19 protein-coding genes and 1 pseudogene are annotated in these 24,048 nt (G+C 42.3%); 5 read left to right on the top strand and 15 right to left on the bottom strand.

All coding sequences use genetic code 11. The features are described 5' to 3' along the window. Positions 1-351: 351 nt before the first annotated feature. Entirely contained in the window at positions 352-1,107 is a 756-nt protein-coding gene (locus ACLPIE_RS16290; RefSeq protein WP_430262765.1) for an OB-fold protein, read from the bottom strand. A gap of 274 nt (positions 1,108-1,381) precedes the next feature. Between ACLPIE_RS16290 and ACLPIE_RS16285 the strand changes: the two are divergent. Then, positions 1,382-2,072, top strand: a pseudogene (locus ACLPIE_RS16285) (IS6 family transposase). 312 nt (positions 2,073-2,384) lie between these two features. Here ACLPIE_RS16285 and typA read toward each other — a convergent pair. Next, on the bottom strand, positions 2,385-4,208 hold the full coding sequence (typA, locus tag ACLPIE_RS16280) for a ribosome-dependent GTPase TypA (protein ID WP_430262764.1): 1,824 nt from the start codon (positions 4,206-4,208) through the stop codon (positions 2,385-2,387). A gap of 432 nt (positions 4,209-4,640) precedes the next feature. On the opposite strand from typA, the gene ACLPIE_RS16275 reads away from it, so the two are divergent. The 4 genes from ACLPIE_RS16275 to glnG all read left to right on the top strand — a co-directional run bounded on the left by ACLPIE_RS16275 (position 4,641) and on the right by glnG (position 9,959). Then, positions 4,641-5,516, top strand: a complete 876-nt coding sequence (locus ACLPIE_RS16275) for a PadR family transcriptional regulator (RefSeq protein WP_430262763.1) — start codon at positions 4,641-4,643, stop codon at positions 5,514-5,516. Between the two features lie 363 nt (positions 5,517-5,879). Then, the gene (gene glnA / locus ACLPIE_RS16270) at positions 5,880-7,289 is read left to right on the top strand and encodes a glutamate--ammonia ligase (protein ID WP_430262762.1); all 1,410 of its coding nucleotides are present in this window, start codon (positions 5,880-5,882) and stop codon (positions 7,287-7,289) included. A 156-nt stretch (positions 7,290-7,445) separates the two neighbouring features. Beyond that, entirely contained in the window at positions 7,446-8,495 is a 1,050-nt protein-coding gene (gene glnL, locus ACLPIE_RS16265) for a nitrogen regulation protein NR(II) (protein ID WP_430262761.1), read from the top strand. A gap of 9 nt (positions 8,496-8,504) precedes the next feature. Then, a complete protein-coding gene (gene glnG / locus ACLPIE_RS16260) occupies positions 8,505-9,959 on the top strand; it encodes a nitrogen regulation protein NR(I) (RefSeq protein ID WP_430262760.1) in 1,455 nt (484 codons plus the stop codon). 179 nt (positions 9,960-10,138) lie between these two features. Here the strand turns inward: glnG and hemN are convergent, their stop codons facing one another. From hemN to ompR, 13 genes are all read right to left on the bottom strand, one after another. Next, entirely contained in the window at positions 10,139-11,512 is a 1,374-nt protein-coding gene (hemN, locus tag ACLPIE_RS16255; protein WP_430262759.1) for an oxygen-independent coproporphyrinogen III oxidase, read from the bottom strand. Positions 11,513-11,717: 205 nt separating this feature from the next. After that, the gene (gene yihI, locus ACLPIE_RS16250) at positions 11,718-12,233 is read right to left on the bottom strand and encodes a Der GTPase-activating protein YihI (RefSeq protein WP_430262758.1); all 516 of its coding nucleotides are present in this window, start codon (positions 12,231-12,233) and stop codon (positions 11,718-11,720) included. A 361-nt stretch (positions 12,234-12,594) separates the two neighbouring features. After that, the gene (locus tag ACLPIE_RS16245) at positions 12,595-13,929 is read right to left on the bottom strand and encodes an NCS2 family permease (RefSeq protein ID WP_430262757.1); all 1,335 of its coding nucleotides are present in this window, start codon (positions 13,927-13,929) and stop codon (positions 12,595-12,597) included. A 186-nt stretch (positions 13,930-14,115) separates the two neighbouring features. After that, on the bottom strand, positions 14,116-14,868 hold the full coding sequence (locus ACLPIE_RS16240; protein ID WP_430262756.1) for an amino acid ABC transporter permease: 753 nt from the start codon (positions 14,866-14,868) through the stop codon (positions 14,116-14,118). A gap of 1 nt (position 14,869) precedes the next feature. Further along, positions 14,870-15,622, bottom strand: a complete 753-nt coding sequence (locus ACLPIE_RS16235) for an amino acid ABC transporter permease (protein WP_430262755.1) — start codon at positions 15,620-15,622, stop codon at positions 14,870-14,872. A gap of 99 nt (positions 15,623-15,721) precedes the next feature. Further along, positions 15,722-16,561, bottom strand: coding sequence for an ABC transporter substrate-binding protein (locus ACLPIE_RS16230; protein WP_430262754.1), 840 nt, complete (start codon positions 16,559-16,561; stop codon positions 15,722-15,724). 331 nt (positions 16,562-16,892) lie between these two features. Then, positions 16,893-17,603 (bottom strand): phosphate signaling complex protein PhoU, encoded by a 711-nt coding sequence (phoU, locus tag ACLPIE_RS16225; protein WP_430262753.1) that lies wholly within the window; start codon positions 17,601-17,603, stop codon positions 16,893-16,895. Between the two features lie 13 nt (positions 17,604-17,616). Further along, entirely contained in the window at positions 17,617-18,393 is a 777-nt protein-coding gene (gene pstB, locus ACLPIE_RS16220) for a phosphate ABC transporter ATP-binding protein PstB (protein WP_430262752.1), read from the bottom strand. A 37-nt stretch (positions 18,394-18,430) separates the two neighbouring features. Then, complete coding sequence (gene pstA, locus ACLPIE_RS16215) at positions 18,431-19,312, bottom strand: phosphate ABC transporter permease PstA (protein ID WP_430262751.1); 882 nt, start codon at positions 19,310-19,312, stop codon at positions 18,431-18,433. A 1-nt stretch (position 19,313) separates the two neighbouring features. Next, positions 19,314-20,270: a phosphate ABC transporter permease PstC gene (gene pstC / locus ACLPIE_RS16210; RefSeq protein ID WP_070929472.1), complete on the bottom strand. Its 957-nt coding sequence runs from the start codon at positions 20,268-20,270 to the stop codon at positions 19,314-19,316. 110 nt (positions 20,271-20,380) lie between these two features. Continuing rightward, positions 20,381-21,424, bottom strand: a complete 1,044-nt coding sequence (gene pstS, locus ACLPIE_RS16205) for a phosphate ABC transporter substrate-binding protein PstS (protein ID WP_430262750.1) — start codon at positions 21,422-21,424, stop codon at positions 20,381-20,383. Positions 21,425-21,899: 475 nt separating this feature from the next. Next, a complete protein-coding gene (gene envZ / locus ACLPIE_RS16200; RefSeq protein ID WP_430262749.1) occupies positions 21,900-23,231 on the bottom strand; it encodes a two-component system sensor histidine kinase EnvZ in 1,332 nt (443 codons plus the stop codon). After that, a complete protein-coding gene (gene ompR / locus ACLPIE_RS16195; RefSeq protein WP_430262748.1) occupies positions 23,228-23,947 on the bottom strand; it encodes an osmolarity response regulator transcription factor OmpR in 720 nt (239 codons plus the stop codon). The genes envZ and ompR overlap by 4 nt, the downstream gene beginning before the upstream one ends. Between the last annotated feature and the right edge of the window lie 101 nt (positions 23,948-24,048).

Below are 24,048 nucleotides of genomic sequence, written 5' to 3'. Positions count from 1 at the left end.
CGACACTCCAAGGAGGGGATAAATTGAGTATTCGGGCGTAAAGAGACTTTTCGTCCATGATAGTAATCCCTGATCATAAAATATGCATTATGATATTATCAGCCACCATAACAAGGGAAGTCCCATTTATATACAGTAAATCAAGTATTTAATCAGTTCAATTTAGGCGGTTTAAATAATTTGAAATCTAATGTAACTATTTAAATAAATTAGTTTTTATTAGTTAATATTTTTTATGATCGGAAACCTCGAACAGTTGTGAGGCTACTTAAAAATTATATAGGCGGTATCAATTGACGTAGCTAATGCTTCTTAGTTACAAAGCCCCTAGAAATAGGGGCTAAATAGTATTTATATTTTTTTATCATCATCATTTTTTGTAGAAAAGCCTAATGATTTTGCCTTTTCTATAAACTCTTCTTTTGCATTTTTTTGTTTGGAATATTTTTTGTACAATTCAGAAAGGCAATTTGCATCTTTAATTTTACATTCATTCATATCGTTAGATTTATCTGACAAATATTTAATTGTAGATATTATTTGAGCGTGTGTTTTATCTGCTTTTGATGGATTTTTTAATGCATATTGAAATGAATTATCAATATCATTTTTAATATATTCTTTTGCAACTTCAATTGGCGCACAATTTTTTAATGTAGGGGAGCCTACAACAACACTACTACCTTTACAGTAAAAAGTAACTTTTTGATTTTTATCTAAATCAATAGGGATATCTTGATAATCTTTTGAGAAACTTAGCACTACCCCATGAAATTTATCTTTTGTTTTTAAATGGACTTGTGGAATATCACCAATTCCTGAGTGAATATTGTCAACTACACCGCTAATTATTATATCTTTTCCTTTAAATTTCTTATCTCCTCTAGCCTCATTTTTAGAATAAACATCCCTCATATCGTTTGCTGAACTGTAAATTATGTTATTTGAAAATAAGCTTTCACCACCGGTAAAGCTAGTTTCAATGTCATCGTTAATCAGAGAATTTAATATTTCATTTTCATTACTACTTAATTCAATCACACTTTCCGCAAAGGAAAGTGAAGATAGACCAAAAAAGAGAGGAATAACGATTTTTTTGAATTTCATAATGACTCCTATTAAAAAATGAAAATTTAAAGGTTAGTACAGACGAGGGTTAAAATGAGTTATCCACAACCCCTATAAAATCATACCTTAAAAGACTTATTTTTAACTTATTTAACTTCAAAAGACTTAATGGCCGATTAAAATCTTTATATAACAACATGTTGCTTTGCTAAAGGTTAGTGTTGGCAAGGCATAAGGTTAGCATTGCTGAGGGGTTCTGTCGCGTTAAGAATACCTGCGCGGTAAACTCTCGTTTTTAATCGGAGTTATCCGCATGTCTCTTATCCGAAAATCATTCAAACGTCTCCATTATCCCACTGATATCATCGCGCAATGTGTGCGTTGGTATTTGGCGTATTCCCTGAGCTTGCGTAATCTCGAGGAAATGATGGCTGAGCGCGGTATTTACGTTGACCATTCAACCCTGCACCGCTGGATTTTACGTTTAGTGCCAGTCATAGTCCAAGTTGCAAAGCGATATAAGCGCCCTGTCAATCAGAAATGGCATATCGATGAGACTTACATCAAAATCAAAGGGGAGTGGCGTTATCTGTATCGCGCTGTTGATTCACAAGGCAACACAGTCGATTTTATGCTGACGACGTGATATCGCCGCCGCAAAACGTTTTTTTAAACAGGCCATCAGTCAGCACCCGTGCCCTTTGACAGTCACTCTCGATAAAAGTGGCGCTAACCGTGCTGCGGTAGACCATTTTAATGTCGGCTTTACGCGCTATAAGCCCGTGACGATACGCCAAAACAAATATCTGAATAACCGCATAGAGCAAGATCACCGCAACATTAAGCGGCGAACTCGGATTATGTTGGGTTTTAAGTCTTTCCGGTGTGCGCAGATTATTCTAGCCGGTATCGAGTTAATAGCGATGTTCCGGAAAAGCCAGTTTTCACTCAGCAGGAATTGCATCTTATCACCGTCAGAACAATACTATGCCCTAGTTACGTAAACAGAATGGCCAACTGCGAATAGTTGCAGCCACTGACTGTTAATGCGACAGAACCCTTTGCAGGATTACCTATTGGCCCCGGTGTTTACCCACAACTTAACCCATAAAAAAGGCGCCGTAAGGCGCCTCAGAATGCAGACAAACATATTATGTTTGGCAGCAAGTCATATAGGTTTCGAAAATAAACTAGGAAAATCAATTAATTGATTTTCGGCTGATAACACAAAGCGGGAAAAACCACGCTTTTATCCCGCTTTGTCAACAACCTCAGGCGCCGTAAGGCGCCTTTTTGCTGTCTACTAAAACTATAAATTAGTCTTCTTTAGAACGGTTTGCACGGCGGCGATCGTTCTCAGTCAAGTGACGTTTACGTAAACGAATTGACAGTGGAGTCACTTCAACTAATTCGTCATCATCAATGAACTCAAGTGCTTGTTCCAGAGTCATTTTAATTGGTGGTGACAATGTTGTGGCTTCATCAGTACCTGACGCACGCATGTTAGTCAGTTTTTTACCGGTTAAGCAGTTAACAGTTAAGTCGTTAGAACGTGAGTGAATACCAATGATTTGGCCTTCATACACTTCAGCACCGTGACCTAAGAACAATTTACCACGATCTTGCAGGCTGTACAGTGCATAAGCAACTGCTTTACCTTGGCCATTAGAGATCAGAACACCGTTTTGGCGACCACCGATTTCACCTGGACGAACATCATCATAATGACTGAAAGTCGAGTACAGTAAACCTGTACCTGAAGTCATTGTCATAAATTCAGTACGGAAGCCAATCAGACCACGACTAGGAATGATGTAGTCTAAACGCACGCGGCCTTTACCATCTGGCATCATGTCACGCAGTTCGCCTTTACGCTCACCTAACGCTTTCATCACGTCGCCTTGGTTTTGTTCTTCAACATCCAAAGTCACTTGTTCAAATGGCTCTTGTTTGCGACCATCGATTTCACGAATGATAACTTTTGGACGAGAAACGGCTAATTCGAAGCCTTCACGACGCATGTTTTCAATCAGAACAGATAAGTGCAGCTCACCACGACCAGAAACGCGGAATGCATCTGGGTCTTGAGTTTCTTCAACGCGCAGTGCAACGTTGTGAACCAGTTCTTTATTCAGGCGGTCAAGGATTTGACGTGAAGTCACGAATTTACCTTCTTTACCACAGAATGGTGAGGTATTAACACAATAGAACATGCTAACTGTTGGTTCATCAACCGCTAATGCAGGCAGAGCTTCAACACTACCCACTTGGCAGATAGTGTCAGAAATATTCAGCTCACCTAAACCTGTCAGAGCAACGATATCGCCCGCTTCTGCTTGTTGTGAGTCAATACGCTCTAAACCTAAGTGAGTCAGAACTTTACCGATTTTACCGTTGCGAGTTTTGCCTTCACTATCGATAACAGTTACTTGTTGGTTTGGCTTAACAACACCACGTTTAATACGGCCAATACCGATTACGCCTAAGTAGCTGTTGTAATCCAACTGTGAAACCTGCATCTGGAAAGGACCGTCGATATCAACGGCAGGTGGTGCAACGTGCTCTACGATAGCTTCGTACAGAGGCGTCATATCTTCAGCCATCTCAGTATGGTCAAGACCTGCAATACCGTTTAATGCAGATGCGTAAACGATAGGGAAATCGAGTTGCTCATCCGTTGCACCTAAGTTCACGAATAAGTCGAATACTTGGTCTACAACCCAATCAGGGCGTGCACCTGGGCGGTCAACTTTGTTGATAACAACAATTGGACGTAAACCGTGGTCGAACGCTTTTTGCGTTACGAAGCGAGTTTGTGGCATTGGGCCATCCATCGCATCAACAACCAGCAGAACGCAGTCAACCATAGACATAACGCGCTCAACCTCACCACCAAAGTCTGCGTGGCCTGGGGTGTCTACGATGTTAATGTGATAACCATTCCATTGGATAGCGGTATTTTTAGCAAGAATGGTAATACCACGCTCTTTCTCCAAGTCGTTGGAGTCCATAACACGCTCATCAACAGTTTCACGTTCACCGAACGTACCTGACTGCTGTAGTAATTTACCCACCAGTGTGGTCTTGCCATGGTCAACGTGAGCGATGATGGCGATGTTTCTTAAATTTTGAATTGACAAGGATTTTTACCGTTTAATTGACAGGAAAGGAATATACTTTTTGAGCCATGAATTTCGCCCAAGTATACTTTCTACGTTAATTTGCTGTTATTTTACACGTTTTTCCGCACAAGTGGAATAAATGTGAAACCCATCACTGTATAAAAAGTTTTTAGCGAAAAAACATCCAGTTGCGTAACGGTGCCAAAATCCCCAATAAAATAGTGAGTATCAGCACCAAGAAACCACAAAGTTACAGAATAATACGCTAAAAATTTAATATTCACAGCCTAAAAAAAGAATAAAAAATAGACTTTCTTTCTTAACTACCACTTTTAATGTCTTTTTGTGTCATTTAGATATATCTAAATTGACGAATTAGATATATCTAAATATAGTGTTTGTATAAAATGAATTCGATATATCTAAAGTTACAAACTAAGGAGTAACTATATGCTAATTAAATCTTGTCGTCATGTCTATTATGCACACCATGACGAAAATCAACGCGGTCACCACGATGGTTGCTGTGGTGCTGAAGGCCGTCACGGTCGTAGCGAACACCGCCATGATCACGATAAATGCTGTCACGGTGGCGATCATCGTAGTCATGGTGACCATTATTATGGCGATAACCGTCACGGTCATGGACACGATGAACGCGGTCACGGTGAAGGTCGCCACGGTCATAGACACGATGAACGCTGTCATGGTGAGGGGCGTCACGGTCATAGACACGGTGAACGCTGTCATGGTGAAGGTCGCCACGGTCATAGACACAGTGAACGCTGTCATGGTGAAGAACGCCAAAGAGGTCGTGGTAGAGGAAAAGGCTTACGCCGTTTATTCGACCACGGTGATCTTCATATCATGATACTCTCATTGGTTGCGAAAAAATCAAGCTATGGCTACGAAATTATTAAAGACATTCAAGAAGCCTCTAGCGGTTTATATGTACCGAGCCCAGGTGTGATTTACCCAACATTAACCCTACTCGAAGAGCAAGGTTTTTTGGAATCACAAATCGTGGAACGTAATCGTAAGAGCTTCACGATAACCCCTGAAGGCGCTGAACATTTAGTGCAGAACAAAGAAACCGAAGAAGTTATTGCCCGCAAGTTAGCCAAAGCCCGCGATATGCAACATGGCGGTAATTTAACGGAAGACATTGAAATGGCAGTCAGCCGTTTTAAAGCTCTGTTACGCCATAAAATGGTTTTAAAACAGCTCAATGAAGAACAAACGCGCCAAATCGCTTCTATCATCAATGATGCTGTAAAACAAATAGAAGAAGTGAATACGTTATTAACTATTAACGATGATGAATAAAGATAAAACATTCATCGCAACACACCTTCATTCAGTCAAATTCAGCTTTGGGTTTAATTTTAAGCCCAAAGTTTGACTCTTTTTTGAGCCCGCCTCATTATATTCACCAAAATAGTGCAACTCCTTTAGAAAATTGCATCAATATGGTGCAATTAAGCCCTATTTTTAATCAACATTGTTATCATGTACACGTAACAATCAGTATTTACTATACTTAAAAAAGTTGGCACGCTTTTCGCTTATCTATTTACATTGAGCGAGCGGCGTATTTTTTCCCTACACTGCTACGCCAGACAAACCAACAAACATATCTGCCAATTTTATGTGTGATTTGTTGATTAGACCCGATCAGGAGAGCCGAGAATGTCCGCTGAACATGTTTTATCGTTAATTAAAGAGCACAATGTTAGATTTATTGATCTGCGTTTTACCGATACTAAAGGTAAAGAGCAACACATCACTATCCCTGCTCACCAAGTTGACGAAGACTTCTTTGAAGAAGGCCAGATGTTTGATGGTTCATCTATCGGTGGTTGGAAAGGTATCAATGAATCAGACATGGTATTAATGCCTGATGCATCAACGGCTGTGTTAGATCCATTCTTTGCTGATGTCACCTTAATTATCCGTTGCGATATTTTAGAGCCGGGTACAATGCAAGGTTATGACAGAGATCCACGTTCGATTTCAAAACGTGCTGAAGATTTCCTGCGCTCTAGCAAAATCGCTGATGTCGTTCTGTTTGGACCGGAACCTGAGTTTTTCGTCTTTGACGACATCCGTTTCGGCAACAACATGCATGGCAGCTACTATCATATCGATGATATCGAAGCGGCATGGAATACAGGCACTAAATATGAAGGTGGAAACAAAGGTCATCGCCCAGCGGTACAAGGTGGTTATTTCCCTGTCCCTCCCGTTGATTCTTCACAAGATTTACGTTCTGCTATGTGTACAACAATGGAAGAAATGGGGCTAGTGGTTGAAGCTCATCACCATGAAGTGGCAACTGCAGGTCAAAATGAAGTGGCTACCCGCTTTAATACCATGACTAAAAAAGCAGATGAAACACAAATTTATAAATATGTTGTTCACAATGTTGCACATGCTTACGGGAAAACAGCAACCTTTATGCCAAAACCTTTAGTGGGTGATAATGGCTCCGGTATGCACTGCCATATGTCTTTATCTAAAGGCGGAGTGAACCTGTTTGCAGGTGATAAATACGGCGGTTTATCTGAAATGGCGTTGTATTATATTGGCGGTATCATTAAACACGCCCGTGCACTGAACGCATTTACTAACCCAACAACTAACTCATACAAGCGCTTAGTCCCAGGCTTTGAAGCACCTGTTATGTTAGCCTATTCCGCTCGTAACCGTTCTGCTTCTATCCGTATCCCTGTAGTGGCAAGCACCAAAGCGCGTCGTATTGAAGTTCGCTTCCCAGACCCTGCGGCAAACCCATATTTAGCGTTCTCTGCACAGTTAATGGCGGGCCTTGATGGCATCATCAATAAAATTCACCCAGGTGATGCTATGGATAAAAACTTATACGACTTACCGCCTGAAGAAGCTAAAGAAATCCCAACTGTATCAGGCTCTTTAGACGAAGCATTGGCTGAGTTAGATAAAGACCGTGAATTCTTAACCCGTGGAGGCGTATTCACGAACGATGCCATTGACGCTTATATCGAATTAGTCCGTAGCGATATTCAGCGTGTTCGTATGGCACCGCACCCTCTCGAATTTGAAATGTACTACAGTGTGTAACACGCCGTTCCACTGTTAGTCTTTGTTGCCGTGAAGCACTTGCCCCATCTTTCGATGGGGCCTTTTCTCTCTACAATAGTGATGGTGCAAAAATCGAATATCGGATGTTAGGTCTATCAGGTATAATGCACCAAAATAGTGCAGGAGCAACATTAGATGAAAACCGAACATTTGCCAGCACCCGAACAACTGCTCGATTCCCTGATTAATAGTGTACTGATTTTGGATTACGATCTGGTTATCCATTATGCGAATCACGCCGCTCTCCAGATTTTAACCCAAAGCCAACGTAAGCTTTATGGTACTCCGCTACCATTGTTATTTAGTTACTGTTCCTTAAATGATGAACTCATGCTAAGTAGCTTAAAAGAAGGCCACAGCTTTACAGAAAACGAAGTCACACTCGTCTTTAATAACCATTCCCATGTGATGTCATTTAGTGCACAGCCATTTTCTGAGCAATTTATTTTGGTTGAGCTTTCCCAATTAGACAGCCAACGGCGCCTTAGCCAAGAATTGGCGCAAAATGCCCAACAACTGGCGGCGCGTGAATTAATTCGTGGGCTCGCCCATGAAATTAAAAACCCTCTCGGCGGCTTACGAGGGGCGGCACAATTATTGTCGAAGGCACTGCCAGACCCACAACTTAATGAATATACACAAGTTATCATTGAGCAGGCTGATCGCCTGCGTGTGCTCGTTGATAGGTTACTTGGGCCACAATACCCTGGGCCAAAAACTCAGCAAAGCATTCACCATATAATGGAGAATGTGACCCGCTTGGTATCCTTAGAAAAACCCGATAATGTAACACTCACTCGTGATTATGATCCGAGTTTGCCTGATTTAGAGTATTACCCTGACCAAATCGAGCAAGTGTTGTTAAACGTGACACGCAATGCACTGCAAGCACTAGCTGGAACAGAGGGTAATATAACGCTGCGTACGCGCACGGCCTTTCAGGTAATGTTACAAGGCGAACGCTATCGCCTTGCAGCACGTATTGATATTGAAGATAACGGTCCGGGTATTCCATTAGCAATTCAAGATACCTTGTTTTATCCCATGGTCAGTGGGCGACCTGATGGTACTGGGCTTGGCCTATCAATTGCTCGCAGTTTAGTCGATCAACACGCAGGAAAAATCGAGTTCACCAGTTGGCCGGGGCACACTGAGTTTTCCATTTATCTACCCATTAAGAAATAGGAGATAACCATGATGCAGGGAAAAATTTGGGTTGTTGATGACGACAGTTCTATTCGTTGGGTATTAGAGCGCGCACTCAATAATGCAGAGTTTACCTGTACCTGCTTTGATAGTGCTGATGCCGTTCTCGCGGCCTTAGAAGCCTCATGCCCTGATGTGTTGCTCTCTGATATCCGTATGCCAGGCACAAATGGTATTGAGCTGCTAAATACCATTAAACAATCGCACCCCCTTTTACCGATTATTATCATGACAGCGCACTCAGACCTTGATGCTGCCGTGAATGCCTATCAATCAGGGGCATTTGATTATCTCCCCAAACCTTTCGATATTGATGAAACTGTCGCATTAGTCGAACGCGCCCTTAATCATAGCCGAGAACAAAACCATACTGACCGTGAAGCTAAACAACCCGCCCCCGTTGTTTCTTCAACCATGATTGGCGAGGCTCCTGCAATGCAAGAAGTTTATCGGATCATCGGCCGCCTATCACGCTCATCTATCAGTGTGCTCATCAACGGTGAATCAGGGACGGGGAAAGAGTTAGTTGCCCATGCATTACACCAACACAGCCCTCGCGTTAATGAGCCTTTTATTGCCTTAAATATGGCGGCTATTCCTAAAGACTTAATAGAGTCCGAGCTGTTTGGTCACGAAAAAGGCGCTTTCACGGGTGCCACGCAAGTCCGCCAAGGTAGATTCGAGCAAGCGAACCATGGCTCGTTATTTTTAGATGAGATTGGCGATATGCCTTTGGATGTACAAACCCGTTTATTGCGCGTGCTTGCGGAAGGGCAATTCTACCGTATTGGCGGTTATACGCCTGTCAACGTAGATGTGCGCATTATCGCCGCAACTCATCAAAACTTAGAAAAACGCGTAGAAGAAGGACTATTTCGGGAAGACTTATTCCACCGTCTGAATGTCATCCGCGTACAACTACCGCCATTGCGTGAGCGCATTGAAGATATTCCTCGGCTCGCCCACTACTTTTTGCAAAATACTGCCAAAGAGTTAGGTGTTGAAAGTAAAGTACTGCACCCTGATAGCGAAAAAATCCTTCAACGCTATTACTGGTCGGGTAACGTGCGCCAATTAGAGAACGTTTGCCGTTGGCTAACTGTCATGGCTGCTAGCCAAGAAATTTTACCACAAGACCTCCCTGACGACTTATTGGAAGAGCACCTTGTAAAAAATACGACAGAGGCAAAATCTCAGCCAAACATAAGTCAAATACAACATGTTAACAACGAAGAATGGTTTGAATTATTAGCAAAATGGACAGATAGTGCCTTAATGGCAGGAAAAACAGATCTTTTCTCACAAACAGTGCCATTACTTGAGCGAACCATGCTCAATTGCGCATTACGATACACGAATGGCCATAAGCAAGAAGCCGCCCGTTTATTAGGCTGGGGGAGAAACACTTTAACCCGCAAATTAAAAGAATTAGGGATTGAATAACCAACTTTATAGCGCCTATTTAGACTCATGTACCCGCAGCTTTTCTGCCTATGCTACATTTTATAGTTCGCGTTGCCACTAGGCGTCAAAATGAAGACAGCACGGGGAGCACACACTAAGTATGTAACCCGCATGGCTGAATGAAAACAACAAAGTGGCAGCACGAAATATGACGAACATCAGATGACGCGGGAAAACTGGCGCTGCCTCATCTGATTGCGCAAATACACATCAAAACACATACAAATATTACGAATAAGCAGACGCCCCTGTGGAGTTACTTTGATACCCGCTTCGCTCATTTCAACCAACCCATCTTCAGCCATCGGTTTCAATAACTCTAAATCTTCTTTAAAGTAAGATTTAAAATCTATTGGGTATAGCTCTTCAATTTGCGCGAAATTCAATTGGAAATTGCAAATCAACGTTTTAATAACATCACGGCGTAAGCAATCATCATCCGTCAACATTAACCCACGCCACAGAGCATGCCCCTGCTCTTCAACCTGTGCATAATAGGTTTTCAAGTCTTTCTGGTTTTGCGCGTAGTTATCCCCCAACATACTGATCGCAGAAACGCCTAACCCCAACAAATCACAATCACCTTGGGTGGTGTACCCTTGGAAGTTACGATGTAAAATCCCCTCACGCTGTGCGATGGCGAGCTCATCCTCTGGACGCGCAAAGTGATCCATACCAATAAACTGATAACCATCGCCAGTGAGAGTGGCAATAGTGTCCTGTAAAATATCTAATTTTTGCTCTGCACTCGGTAAATCTGCCTCTTTGATTTTACGTTGCGCCGCAAATAAATTAGGCAGGTGGGCATAGTTAAATACGCTGAGTCTGTCTGGTGATAACTCTGCCACTTTCTTAAGAGTAAATGCAAAACTTTCAGGAGTTTGTTTTGGTAAACCATAAATCAAATCAATACTCGTTGAGGTAAACCCCATTTCTTTGGCTCGTTTAATCAGGGCAAAAATAAACTCTTCGTCCTGCTCACGGTTAACCAGCACCTGAACTTCTTTATTAAAATCCTGTACTCCCATGCTTAAGCGGTTAAACCCTTCATGGCGCAAGTGGTCTATCATATTTAGTTCAATCTCACGCGGGTCGATTTCGATGGACATTTCCATCTCATCCGCAAAATGGAAATGCTTTTTCAATAAACCAACTAAATGGCTAATTTGGGCTTTATCAAGATAAGTGGGCGTCCCACCGCCCCAATGCATTTGGGTCACGATACGGCCTTTTAATAATGAGGCTCGTTGGATAATTTCTTTTTCGATAACTTGTAGATATTCATCCGCCTTATGCTTTTGGCGAGTCACTAATTTATTGCAGCCGCAGAAGTAACAAAGCTTATGGCAAAAAGGAATATGGACGTAGAGCGATAAAGGGCGCTCGGGATAACGTTGCGTTGCTTGAACAAACGCATTCTCATCATAATCTTGATTAAATTCCAAGGCGGTGGGATACGAGGTATAACGTGGCCCTGAATAATTGTATTTTTGAATGAGAGAAAGATCCCAAACAATATTTTGCTCTGACATAACATTCCTCAATTGACCCAAAGATCAAACCATAACAGCGGGTTGCACCTTATTTAATTGTTATTTGATGAGTGTGAAAGTTTCACAACTTACATAATATTATAAATATGTTAGCGAAAAGAGACTTGATGCAACATCAAAGAAAAGTGTGTTAGCAGAAAAATAGCTAAATCCCCCGCGAGCACGAGGGATCGTTTAAACGAAATTATTTACTTTTTAAGATGCGCATAATGTCATCAAGTTTTTCTTCGTCTTCTTCCTCTTCTTCTTCACTATATTCAATACCAAGAATATTCATCAGTTCATCGATACGATCTAAACACGTATCAACATACTGCTGTTCTTTTGCTGTGATGGTTTCACCATCTTCCAGACGCGCTAAAATGCTATCTAAGCGATCATCACTTTCCAGCATTTCCAGCTCTTTTTCTGGCGTCAGTTTTTCTTTAGCAACTGACTTTTCTTTCACCACTGGACGCGCAGCGGGTTTATTATCTTCGACAATTAATGGAATGGGTTTTTTACTACCAAGACGTGGGTCTGCAATAGTAGATTGCACACCTTTTGCTCCATTAGAAGCGGATTCTTGGTTACGGCTACCGGATTTATGACCACGATGTTTTCTCTCGCGCTTACGCTCACGTCCTTCCGCATTTAGCTCTTCTTTAGTTTTACGATACTTTTTCTTTGGCTTAGCAGCCGGTTTTTTTGGTGAATTCATGGTCTGATACCTTGATAAAGTCAGTTTCTGCTGCGAAATCTAGCAGGTTCCCATTAGGGGGGAAAGCACTAGTTTGCAAGTTCAGTGGATTTTTTATTTCACTGTGCCTTCGCAACAGTACTTTAATGATTATACCTTAAATAATTTGTGTTGCATGTAGAGGGATTCGAATAGAAGAAAGAGAAATGTCTAACTCATTAAATGAATTTAAAAAATTGCACCGCTATACAAAATATACTGAGTAATTCTAAATAGTTTGAGCTGTGGCAAGAGAAGCTAATCCCTAGACGCAGACAAAAGTATGTGACTAGGGTTAGCAAACGTAGCTAACACTGCTACAGTTCAAAATATGAAGCGCATTTTAAGCGTCGACAAGAACCATCTTCAGTAAAAACATCGCTGCGACTAAAATCACGCACAGCCCCAGATCACGCCAGCGCCCTGTACCAATTTTCATTGCACAATAAGCAATAAAGCCCAACGCAATACCTTCCGTAATCGAGAAACTAAATGGCATCATCACTGCCGTAATAAATGCAGGGACAGACTCCGTTAAATCATCCCACTTCACACGAGTCAAACTTGAGGTCATCAGAACGCCCACGTAAATTAATGCGCCCGCAGTCGCATAAGCCGGAACCATACCCGCTAGCGGTGAAATAAACATGGTCAATAAGAATAAAATACCGACAACAATCGCCGTTAAACCAGTGCGACCGCCAATAGAAACCCCTGAAGAGCTTTCAATATACGCGGTCACCGATGAAGTGCCCATTGCAGAGCCTGCAACTGAACTTAAGCTATCCACATACAAAGCTTGCTTCATACGCGGGAAAGTGCCGCGCTCATTGGTGATCCCTGCTTTATCGGTCACACCAATCATAGTGCCCGATGAGTCAAACAGGTTAACTAACATAAAGGCGAAAATCACCCCTGATAACGCGATATCTAAAGAGCCTTTAAAATCCACTTGGCCAACCACACTAGAGATGCTTGGCGGCATTGAAAACACACCCGCAAATTTCACATCACCCAATGCCAAACCAATCAATGTCGTAACAGCAATAGACACCAACACAGCAGCGTGGATATTACGAGCGGCAAGGATGGCGATAATAAAGAAACCCAGCGCCCCTAACCAAACGTTATGGTGAGTCAGGTTGCCAATTGAAACCAATGTATCTGGGTTAGCGACGATAATGCCTGAGTTTTTCAGTCCCATCATGGCAATAAATAAGCCGATACCGCTGGTGATACCAACACGTAGGCTAAGCGGAATATTGGCAATAATCCAATAGCGAACACGAAATAGGGTTAAAATGAATAATCCAACTGCCCCCCAAAAGACTGCCCCCATTGCGATTTGCCATGAATATCCCATCGCCCCGACGACCACAAAAGCAAAAAAGGCATTCAGCCCCATTGCAGGTGCTACCGCGATCGGTAAATTTGCCAATAACCCCATGAAGATACTGCCAATAGCGGCAATCAGGCAAGTGGTGACAAACACCGCCTTAATGTCCATTCCTGCAATAGAGAGAATTTGTGGGTTAACAAAGACGATATATACCATCGTCAGGAAGGTCGTGAAGCCTGCAACGACTTCTGTTCGTACCGTCGTACCATGTTCTTGTAATTTAAAAACACGCTGAAACAAGCCCTGCGGTTGCGCCGAGCTAGAAGATTGATTACTCATTAAATATCGCGCCCAAAAAAAGTTTTTTTCGCCCTATACTACAATTAAAAATCGCAAAAGAAAACGATTGCGTGAAACTCTAAAAGCAAAAATATCCTAACTAACTGATACACCAAGATGAAATAATAAAAATAATTCAAAATAGAGGGATGAGAAAATGGTGGCGATTTCACCACCATTTTCAATTTAGGAAAGCGCTAGCAGTTTTTGTCGACGCCAAAACAATAAACGATATTTCGCAGCCTGTTTCTTGGGTTCACGTTGCGCACCGAGTTTTTTCGCCAGTACGTTCGCAATAATTTCTACCGCAAAACACATTACAAAATAGATAAACGCGACAAATAAAAACACCTCTAGGGGATAGACCATCTCGCGGTTATTCACTTGTGTGGCTAAGAATGATAATTCCGCCACCCCAACGATATAAGCCAAAGAGGTATCTTTAATTAGAGCCACCCACTGGTTAATAAACGATGGGACCATCATGCGCAAGGCTTGCGGTAACACAATATTCCACAGTACCTGCCAGCGGCTAAAACCTAAAGACATTCCCGCCTGCCATTGCCCCTGACCAATCGCTAAAATACCTGCCTTGACCGCATGCGCTAAATACGCCGAGGTGATCAAGGCTAACGCACAGACGACAGTGGCGATCCCGGGGATCTCTGTACCAAGTAAAATTGGCAACAGAAAGTAAGTCCAAAAAATCAACATAATGACCGGAATTGCACGGAAAAAGCCTAAAACTGCGGCAAACAGGTTAACCCAGAAGCCTCGCAACATCGCTAAAGCTATTCCACCCAATGTCCCAAGCACAATAGAGGCCGCACCTGCAAGTAAGCTGATCACCAGCGTCAAAGCCGCCCCTTCTAAGGGACCATCAGGGAAAGTACCAAACAGTAAATATTGCCAATTTTGCTCAATCACCGAAAAATCCATGTTACACCCCCTGAGCTAAATTACGCTGTTGTCGCCATTGTCCCCACCCTTCCATGACGGCAATAATGGCAATATACAAAACAGTTGCCACACCAAATGCAGTAAAGGTTTGCAAGGATTGGCTATCCACTTGGCGTGATACATAAGACAATTCAGCGACACCAATCGCCATCGTCAGCGACGAGTTTTTCACGACATTCATATACTGGCCAAGTAATGGCGGCATCGCGATTTTAACGGCTTGCGGTAATACCACTAATTTCATGGCCTGCCATGAGGTTAGCCCCAATGCGAAAGCGGCATATTTTTGGCCTTGGCGTACCCCGCGGATCCCCGCACGAATTTCTTCCGCAATAAATGGCACTGTGTATAACGTTAAACCAATAAAGCCTGCCAAGAATTCAAAAGAAGGCCAACCGATAATGACCCCAACGAATTGAATTTCATGAGGTGTATTTAGCCATTCCATGACAGATGATGGCAAAATTTCACCCGAGGCAAAATACCAGAAGAATAACTGCACCAACAAAGGTGTGTTTCTGAAGATAGAAATATAGATATTTACACCCCAACGAAGCGGTGCAATCTGACTATCCTTTGCTGATGCAACTAAAAAACCTAAGAAGGTGGCGGCAATAATGGTGCAGACCGAAATCCAAACGGTGATCAAAAAACCATAACCGAACCATTCTAAGTATTGTGGTGCTAAAAGATGCGCAGACCAAAAATCACCACTAAAAAATTTCTCAAACATAGCCACTACCTATTTTTTAACACCACATGGCTTGGTCTTATAACCAAGAACCCCGCACAGTGCGGGGTAATATGAACAACACAAACTAGCCTTTCTAAATTAAGACTGTGGTTGTTGTTCGCTCAGCGGCGCAAATTTGAAATCGCCACGAGGTTGAGCTGCTTTAGTTTCAGGACCAAACCAACGGTTATAAATCACCTCGGCTTTACCGTCTTTTTCCAGTTTCAATAGTGTTTCGTTGACGTTTTCAACCAAGCGAGTTTCACCTTTGCTTGCTGCTAGTGCTTGGTATTCTTTAGTTAAGCTAAAAGGTGAAATTTCAAAGTCTGCTTTAACTTTCTCAGGTAAGTTACCTAATAAGCCCACTAATTTTGCATCATCCTGAGTAATAGCTTGTACGTTACCATTACGCAGTGCTGCAAAGGCCTGTGGTGTATCATCGTAAGAAATTACTTTCGTATCAGGGAAGCGCTCACGCAGCGTCACTTCTTGTACTGTGCCTTTATCTGCACCGATACGTAGTGGTTTAATATCGTCTGGGGTTTTTAACACGCCTTTACGCGCAATAAATTTCTGCCCGGTAGCAAAATCAGGGATAGAAAAATCGACTTGTTTTGCGCGCTCATCAGTAATGGTGAAGTTAGCACCTATCAGGTCAACTTTACCTGATGTTAACAGAGGGATACGATTCGCTGGGTTAGTAGGACGCAGCTCCAATTTCACGCCTAATCCATCCGCAATTTCTTGCGCGATATCGACATCATAACCCGCTAATTTTTTAGTTTGTGGGTCAATGAAGCCAAATGGAGGGTTACTATCAAAAACAGAAATACGGATCACACCCGCTTGTTTGATATCATCTAATTTATCTGCGCTAGCGACATTCGCTGTCAGCGCCAAACCTGTAAGTAAAACAGTCGTTAGAATACGAGCTTTCATTGAACACCCCTGATGGTAAATTTGTGTAAACCGACCATCACACGCTATCAACTATTTATTAGCACTTGAAATAATATTAAATAATATATTTATAACTAAATGGAATAATGAATCTAATAAAAAAGGGGCAAACTTTATACAAAGGCCCCTGAACATGGTTAAACCATCAATAGACTCTTACTGAGCAAGAAGAAAGTCGATAGAAGAACCTAAAAGCTCTTGAATATATTGATCTAATGCACCAATGCTATAAATGGTTCGTGTTGTGGCTAGGCGGCAAGCGAGTAGCCGAGTACAGCCAAAACCGCCACAGCACGAAATATGACGAGTATTATTTGGTTAACATCTTCTCAAGATTATCCCCACCAATATGACGAAAATCTTGGCCTTTCACATAATAGAAAATAAATTCACAAATGTTTTGGCAACGATCACCGATACGTTCAATTGAACGCGCACAGAATAGTGCAGTTAACACGCTAGGGATCGTACGAGGGTCTTCCATCATGTAAGTCATCAATTGACGCACAATGCCTTCATACTCTTGGTCAACTTTTTCATCTTCACGATAAATGCGAATAGCTTCTTCAAGATCCATTCGCGCAAAAGCATCTAACACATCATGCAGCATTTGAACGGTATGGCGACCTAACGATTCAAGGCTAACCAGTAATGGCTGGTGCTGATGGGAGAATTTCTCCAGCGCAGTTTGGCAAATCTTATCTGCGACATCACCAATTCTTTCAAGCTCCGCAATGGTTTTTGAAATAGCCATAATCAGGCGCAAATCACTCGCTGTTGGCTGGCGCTTAGCGATGATTTTCACACATTCCTCATCAATGGCCACTTCCATCATGTTGACTTTATCGTCATTTTCAATGACTTCACGTGCTAGGGCTTCATCCTGATTATGCATTGCCGTGATGGCTTTGGTGAGCTGTTCTTCCACCAGCCCTCCCATTGTCATCAATTCAGTATGGATATGTTCCAGTTCTGCATTGAACTGCCCCGATATATGTTTGTTGTGATTCAGCGTATCCATCGTCGGCTCCATATCAACCGTAGCGGCCAGTAATATAATCTTCAGTTTGTTTCTTTTCTGGAGTGGTGAACATTTTATCGGTGTGATTAAATTCAACCAACTCGCCTAAATACATAAATGCCGTGTAATCAGAACAACGTGCTGCTTGTTGCATATTGTGGGTAACAATCACCACGGTGTATTCTGATTTTAATTCACTGATCAGCTCCTCGATGCGCCCGGTAGAAATTGGGTCAAGCGCTGAACAGGGTTCATCCAATAACAAAACTTCGGGACGAATCGCAATACCACGCGCAATACATAAACGCTGCTGCTGCCCACCCGATAAGCTGTAACCACTTTGATGCAACTTATCTTTAGTTTCATTCCATAATGCCGCTTTTGTCAGCGCCCATTGCACACGTTCATCCATTTCGACACGCGATAACTTTTCAAATAAGCGCACACCGAATGCAATATTATCGTAGATTGACATCGGAAAGGGGGTTGGTTTTTGGAACACCATACCCACTTTGGCACGTAACAACGCAATATCTTGTTTATCGGTCAGAATATTTTGACCATCTAATAAAATTTCGCCTTCTGCGCGTTGCTCACCGTACAGTTCATACATTTTATTAAAGGTACGCAATAGCGTGGATTTACCGCAACCAGACGGGCCGATAAACGCGGTCACTTTGTTTTTTTCAATGTCTAAAGAGATATTTTTCAGCGCGTGAAACTTGTTATAGTAAAAATTGAGGTCACGAACTTTAATTTTACAGTTTGCAATTTCGTTTGCATTAATCATGGTTACTTCTCTCTATAAATCTTTAATTATCCGGTGCTTAGTGTTTTTTCTGTGCAAACACAACGCGCGCAATGATATTAATGAGCAGAACACACAAGGTGATTAATAGCACCCCAGCCCACGCCAGATCTTGCCATTCAGAGAATGGACTCATTGCAAATTTGAAGATAGTCACAGGTAAGTTAGCAATTGGCTCACTCATGTCTGTACTCCAGAACTGATTAGACAGTGAAGTAAATAGGAGTGGTGCGGTTTCCCCCGCAATACGCGCAATGGCCAGCAAGATCCCTGTAATAATCCCGGATACAGATGCTTTTAGCGTAATCGATAAAATCATTTTCCATTTTGGTGTACCCAGTGCATAAGCCGCTTCACGCAAGCTATCTGGAACCAATTTCAACATGTTTTCAGTCGTACGAATAACAATAGGAATTTGCAGCAATGCCAGTGCGATTACCCCAGCCCAACCCGAGAAATGCTGCATTTGTGCAACCACGATGGTGTACACAAACAGACCAACAACAATTGATGGAGCTGATAATAAAATATCATTAATAAAGCGGGTCACTGAGGCTAACCAAGATTTACGACCATACTCCGCTAAATAAATTCCCGCTAAAATCCCTAAAGGCGTTCCAATAACGGTTGCCCATAAAATTAGCAAACCACTCCCTACGATGGCATTAGCTAAGCCACCACCTTCTGTATTTGGGGGGGGCGTCATTTCAGTAAACAGGTTGAGGGACATACCATCAATCCCTTTCGTCACTGTCGAGAATAAAATCCACACTAGCCAAAACAGGCCAAAAGCCATCGTTAGCATTGACACAAATAGTGCCATTCTATTCACTTGGCGGCGCCATGCCTGACGACGGGCTCGTTCTTTTTCGTTAACGATAATAGGTTGAGATGTCGACATATTAACGGCCCTCGTTCTTCGCTAAACGCATTACCATCAGCTTGGATATCGCCAGCACAATGAATGTGATAACAAACAGGATAAGACCTAACTCCATTAAGGCTGAAGTATGTAAACCGCTTTCTGCTTCCGCAAACTCATTTGCCAGCGCAGATGTAATACTATTTCCGGGCATGAACAAGGAAAAACTGTCGAGCTGGTAAGTATTACCAATTACGAAAGTCACCGCCATCGTTTCACCTAATGCACGGCCTAAACCAAGCATCACCCCACCAATTACCCCATTACGGGTGTAGGGTAGTACGATATTCCAAATCACTTCCCATGTGGTGCAGCCAATACCGTAGGCTGACTCTTTCATCATTACAGGCGTTTGTTCAAATACATCACGCATTACAGAAGCAATGTAAGGAATGATCATAATTGCGAGGATAATCCCCGCGGCTAAAATACCTATCCCGAAAGCAGGGCCGGAAAATAGCTCGCCCACAATGGGAATACTCGACATCACATTACCGACAGGTTCTTGGAAGTATTCCGCAAACAGAGGAGCGAAAACAAATAACCCCCACATGCCGTAAACAATACTTGGAATTGCCGCAAGTAACTCAATAGCAATACCGAGTGGACGTTTTAGCCAATTAGGTGCCAGCTCAGTTAAAAATAATGCAATCCCAAAACTCACGGGGACGGCAATAATCAAAGCAATCAATGAGGTTACGATAGTGCCATAAATTGGCACAAGCGCCCCAAACTGCTCAGCGGGAGCATCCCACTCTTTAGTCCATAAAAACGAAAACCCAAACTTCTGCATACTTGGCCAAGATGCAAAAATAAGGGAAATAATGATGCCACCTAGCATTAACAAAGTGATTAGCGCGGCAATTTTTACCAGTGCACCAAAAATCACATCACCTGATTTGCTGGGAGCTTTAAATGCCGTTGTTTTTTCGGCCATGCGCTTTGTTCTCATTCCATTCCTACTTTTACAGTAGGATTGCGTTACTACGATAAGCGGGTAAACGCTGTTCCTCAGCGCTTACCCGCCATTTCCAACCCGAGGCACACTTAGAACAGTGCTTTACCTTGGCTATCTTTAACTTCTGTTTTCCATGCCGCACGAACTGCTGTCACAACTTCTTCAGGTAAAATAGCGTAATCTAATGCTTCCGCTTGTTTACCCCCCTTGTCATAAGCCCAGTTGAAGAAGTCGAGAACGGCTTTACCTTTCTCTGCATTAGCTTGTTGTTTGTGTACTAATATGAAAGTGGTTGACGTAATTGGCCATGCATTAGCACCATCACGATTTGTCAGGTCTTGAGCGAATGAATGAGACCAGTCCACTTTTTTCGCTGCCGCGCTAAAGCTTTCGCCTGTCGGAGACACGGCTTCGCCGTCCGCAGAGATAAGTTTAGTATACGCAAGATTATTTTGTTTTGCGTAAGCGTATTCCACATAGCCAATTGAACCTGGCAGACGTTGAACGAAAGCCGCAACACCGTCATTACCTTTGCCGCCTACGCTATTTTTCGGCCAGTTAACCGTTGAACCTGCACCAATATCTGATTTCCAACTTGCACTGACTTTTGCTAAGTAGCTAGTAAAGACAAATGTTGTACCTGAACCGTCAGAGCGTCTTACAACTGCAATAGCTTGGTCTGGAAGGTTAACATTCGGATTTAATTTAACAATTGCTGGGTCATTCCATCTGGTAATTTTACCTAAATAGATATCACCCAATGTGTTGCCATCTAACGTCAATTGGCCAGATTCGATACCTTTTACATTTACTGCCAGTACGACACCACCGATGACGGTTGGGAACTGGAATAAACCATCTTCTTTGAGTTTTTCGTCAGTCAATGGGGCATCAGATGCACCGAAATCAACTGTTTTTGCATTAATTTGTTTTACACCACCAGAAGAACCAATCCCCTGATAGTTCACTTTATTACCTGTTTCTTTCTGATAAGAGTCTGCCCACTTTGCATAAACAGGAGCAGGGAAGGTCGCGCCAGCTCCCGTCAGGCTGGTAGCAGCAAAAGAAGACATTGCAGTCAGAGATAAAGTTGCTGCCATTACGCTTGCTAAGGTGGTACGCGTCATTTTCATAATCCCTCCGGGGATGTATAGAAACAATCAAGTATAAAATTGTTGGGTGTATGTCACGGTAGGAAAAATAGGACAATTTAGTTACGACAACATGTCGTTTTTATGACAGTTTTATGACAATTGATTATTTTTTCATTGGAAAGAAAGTAAAAACGAAGGGAAATAAAATTTTATATTATAAAATTCAAGTAGTTAAACATTTATAGCTTCAACACTGATGCCAAAAAGAAAAATGACAGACTGTCATAAAAGCGAAAAATATTTTTATATTGCTGACCATAGAACAATACTCAAAACAATTTGTGTCGCAGCCAACAACGCTGCGGTGCAAAGTGTGAAGAGTAAAGGGATAGCTCTAAATAGTTCAAGTTGTCGGTAGGCGCCAAGCGAAGATATCCCTAGGAGCATACATAAGTATGTGACTAGGGGAGCTGAGTGTAGGTTACCCCCCTACAGCTTGAAATATGACGAGATATCAGTCTTCTTTCTCTTTAAGAGGAAGCAAAGCCCTAATCGCAAATCCTCCGCGCTCACTCTTATGAACCTCAATACTCCCTTCATGAGCATCAACAATCCGTCGAATAATCGCCAGTCCCAAGCCTGTCCCTTTGTTGCTACGAGCTTCTTCACCTTGCACAAATGGTTGGAACAAACGATGGATATCTTCCTCTTTGATACCGACACCGTCATCTTCTACTTGGAACCAAACACTATCTTCTGTTTTACCACTACTGACTTTAATCCACCCATTACCATAGCGGTAAGCATTAACAATCATATTGGTAATCGCGCGTTTAATCGCTAATGGATTACCATTAACAATCATTGAATCTGGCTCTAGAGCCGTTTCAATTTCACCAATCACATTACTTTCTGAATTTACCGCTTCCATTAAGATAACGTTAAGATCGCAGAACTCCATATCCATCTCCTGCCCTGTTTTTAGGTAAGACATGAATTGGCCAATAATAGCATCACATTCTTCAATATCTTTATTGATAGACTCCGCCAGATAGCTATCCTCGGGACTCATCATTTCTGTGGCTAAACGAATTCGCGTTAATGGTGTTCTTAAATCGTGGCTAACCCCTGCCATTAAGACAGTTCGGTCATTTTCTAAGGTTTTAATCTCTGCGGCCATATGATTAAAAGAACGAATAGCCGCTCTTACCTCAGTCGCCCCTTTTTCCTGCATAGGGGGTAAAACAATCCCTTTACCTACCTCACCTGCATGGTACTCCAATTCAAGTAATGGCTTATTTTGGTAGCGAATGTATAACCAGACCCCCGCAAAAATGGTGAGAAAAATGGTTAATGTATAGCGAAAAACAAGTGAAAATTGATTTTGACCTATTTCAGTCAATGGGACTCGCACCCAAATATCAGGTGCAAGGTAAGACGTTAGCCATAGAATCGGATACTCGCGGCCAAGTTCAAGACGCACAGTGGCCTTTCCACCTAGATACTCCGACATATGTTCGCTCAGAAAATCATACTCTTTGGCCCAGTTCAGTCCTTCTTCCATCGCCGCAGAGTGTGCATAAAAAGTAATACCTAATTCATTATAGATTTTCTTACGTAGCGCCGGGGAAACCCGCACTGAGGTTCCATCTTGTAGAACCATTTTCTCTGTCATCAATGTTCTAACTTCATAAGCCAGCACTTTGTTGAATTGTTGTAAGCTTGGCATAACAACAAAGTTCAACACCACCATATAGCTGGTTACAAGACTCGCAAATAATAGCGCAACGAACAAAAACAACGAACGAGAAAATGTGCTACGTCGTGAGAACCTCAGTCGCTTCATGCCTTACTTCCATCTGGAACAAACACATAGCCCAATCCCCAAACTGTCTGGATATAACGAGGATGTGCGGGGTCTTCTTCAACCATACGGCGTAAACGTGAAATTTGTACGTCGATAGAGCGTTCCATCGCACTGTATTCACGACCACGCGCTAAGCTCATTAGCTTATCACGAGACAATGGTTCACGCGGATAAGAAACCAAAACTTTTAATACTGCAAACTCACCACTGGTTAATGGCATATTTTCATCACCTTGGAACATTTCACGCGTCCCAAGATTTAATTTAAATTTACCAAATGTAATGATGGCATCATCTTGAGATGGTGCACCAGGTAACTCATTGGCTTGACGGCGCAATACAGCACGAATACGAGCCAACAATTCACGAGGGTTAAAAGGTTTTGGAATATAATCATCCGCACCAATTTCTAAACCAACAATGCGGTCAACTTCTTCGCCTTTTGCTGTCACCATAATGATAGGGATCGGATTATTTTGACTACGCAAACGACGGCAAATGGATAAACCATCTTCACCCGGTAACATTAAATCTAATACAATTAAATGAATAGATTCTCTTGTCAGGATTCTGTCCATTTGTTCTGCATTTGCGGCACTTCTTACCTGAAAACCCTGCTCAGTGAGGTAACGCTCTAGCAGTGCACGTAAACGCATATCATCATCGACGACAAGAATCTTATAACTTTCCTGCATTTTGTAGCCCTCAAGATGTGCATCTTTCAAATTATTTTTCTAGTCCATGTTCGTAAAAGCAACATTTATGCTTACTAATTTACCACTAACATAGGATTTAA

This window comes from Providencia sp. Me31A (assembly GCF_050487165.1).
In the GTDB taxonomy this organism is placed as follows: Bacteria; Pseudomonadota; Gammaproteobacteria; order Enterobacterales; family Enterobacteriaceae; genus Providencia.
The sequence above is the reverse complement of the archived record's forward strand: the minus strand, read 5'-3'. Positions and strand labels throughout refer to the sequence as shown.

Coding starts and splice junctions, on each gene's coding strand:
- ACLPIE_RS16290 (WP_430262765.1), bottom strand. CDS start 1,107: ATGAAATTCAAAAAAATCGTTATTCCTCTCTTTTTTGGTCTATCTTCA.
- ACLPIE_RS16275 (WP_430262763.1), top strand. CDS start 4,641: ATGCTAATTAAATCTTGTCGTCATGTCTATTATGCACACCATGACGAA.
- glnA (WP_430262762.1), top strand. CDS start 5,880: ATGTCCGCTGAACATGTTTTATCGTTAATTAAAGAGCACAATGTTAGA.
- glnL (WP_430262761.1), top strand. CDS start 7,446: ATGAAAACCGAACATTTGCCAGCACCCGAACAACTGCTCGATTCCCTG.
- glnG (WP_430262760.1), top strand. CDS start 8,505: ATGATGCAGGGAAAAATTTGGGTTGTTGATGACGACAGTTCTATTCGT.
- hemN (WP_430262759.1), bottom strand. CDS start 11,512: ATGTCAGAGCAAAATATTGTTTGGGATCTTTCTCTCATTCAAAAATAC.
- yihI (WP_430262758.1), bottom strand. CDS start 12,233: ATGAATTCACCAAAAAAACCGGCTGCTAAGCCAAAGAAAAAGTATCGT.
- ACLPIE_RS16245 (WP_430262757.1), bottom strand. CDS start 13,929: ATGAGTAATCAATCTTCTAGCTCGGCGCAACCGCAGGGCTTGTTTCAG.
- ACLPIE_RS16240 (WP_430262756.1), bottom strand. CDS start 14,868: ATGGATTTTTCGGTGATTGAGCAAAATTGGCAATATTTACTGTTTGGT.
- ACLPIE_RS16235 (WP_430262755.1), bottom strand. CDS start 15,622: ATGTTTGAGAAATTTTTTAGTGGTGATTTTTGGTCTGCGCATCTTTTA.
- ACLPIE_RS16230 (WP_430262754.1), bottom strand. CDS start 16,561: ATGAAAGCTCGTATTCTAACGACTGTTTTACTTACAGGTTTGGCGCTG.
- phoU (WP_430262753.1), bottom strand. CDS start 17,603: ATGGATACGCTGAATCACAACAAACATATATCGGGGCAGTTCAATGCA.
- pstB (WP_430262752.1), bottom strand. CDS start 18,393: ATGATTAATGCAAACGAAATTGCAAACTGTAAAATTAAAGTTCGTGAC.
- pstA (WP_430262751.1), bottom strand. CDS start 19,312: ATGTCGACATCTCAACCTATTATCGTTAACGAAAAAGAACGAGCCCGT.
- pstC (WP_070929472.1), bottom strand. CDS start 20,270: ATGGCCGAAAAAACAACGGCATTTAAAGCTCCCAGCAAATCAGGTGAT.
- pstS (WP_430262750.1), bottom strand. CDS start 21,424: ATGAAAATGACGCGTACCACCTTAGCAAGCGTAATGGCAGCAACTTTA.
- envZ (WP_430262749.1), bottom strand. CDS start 23,231: ATGAAGCGACTGAGGTTCTCACGACGTAGCACATTTTCTCGTTCGTTG.
- ompR (WP_430262748.1), bottom strand. CDS start 23,947: ATGCAGGAAAGTTATAAGATTCTTGTCGTCGATGATGATATGCGTTTA.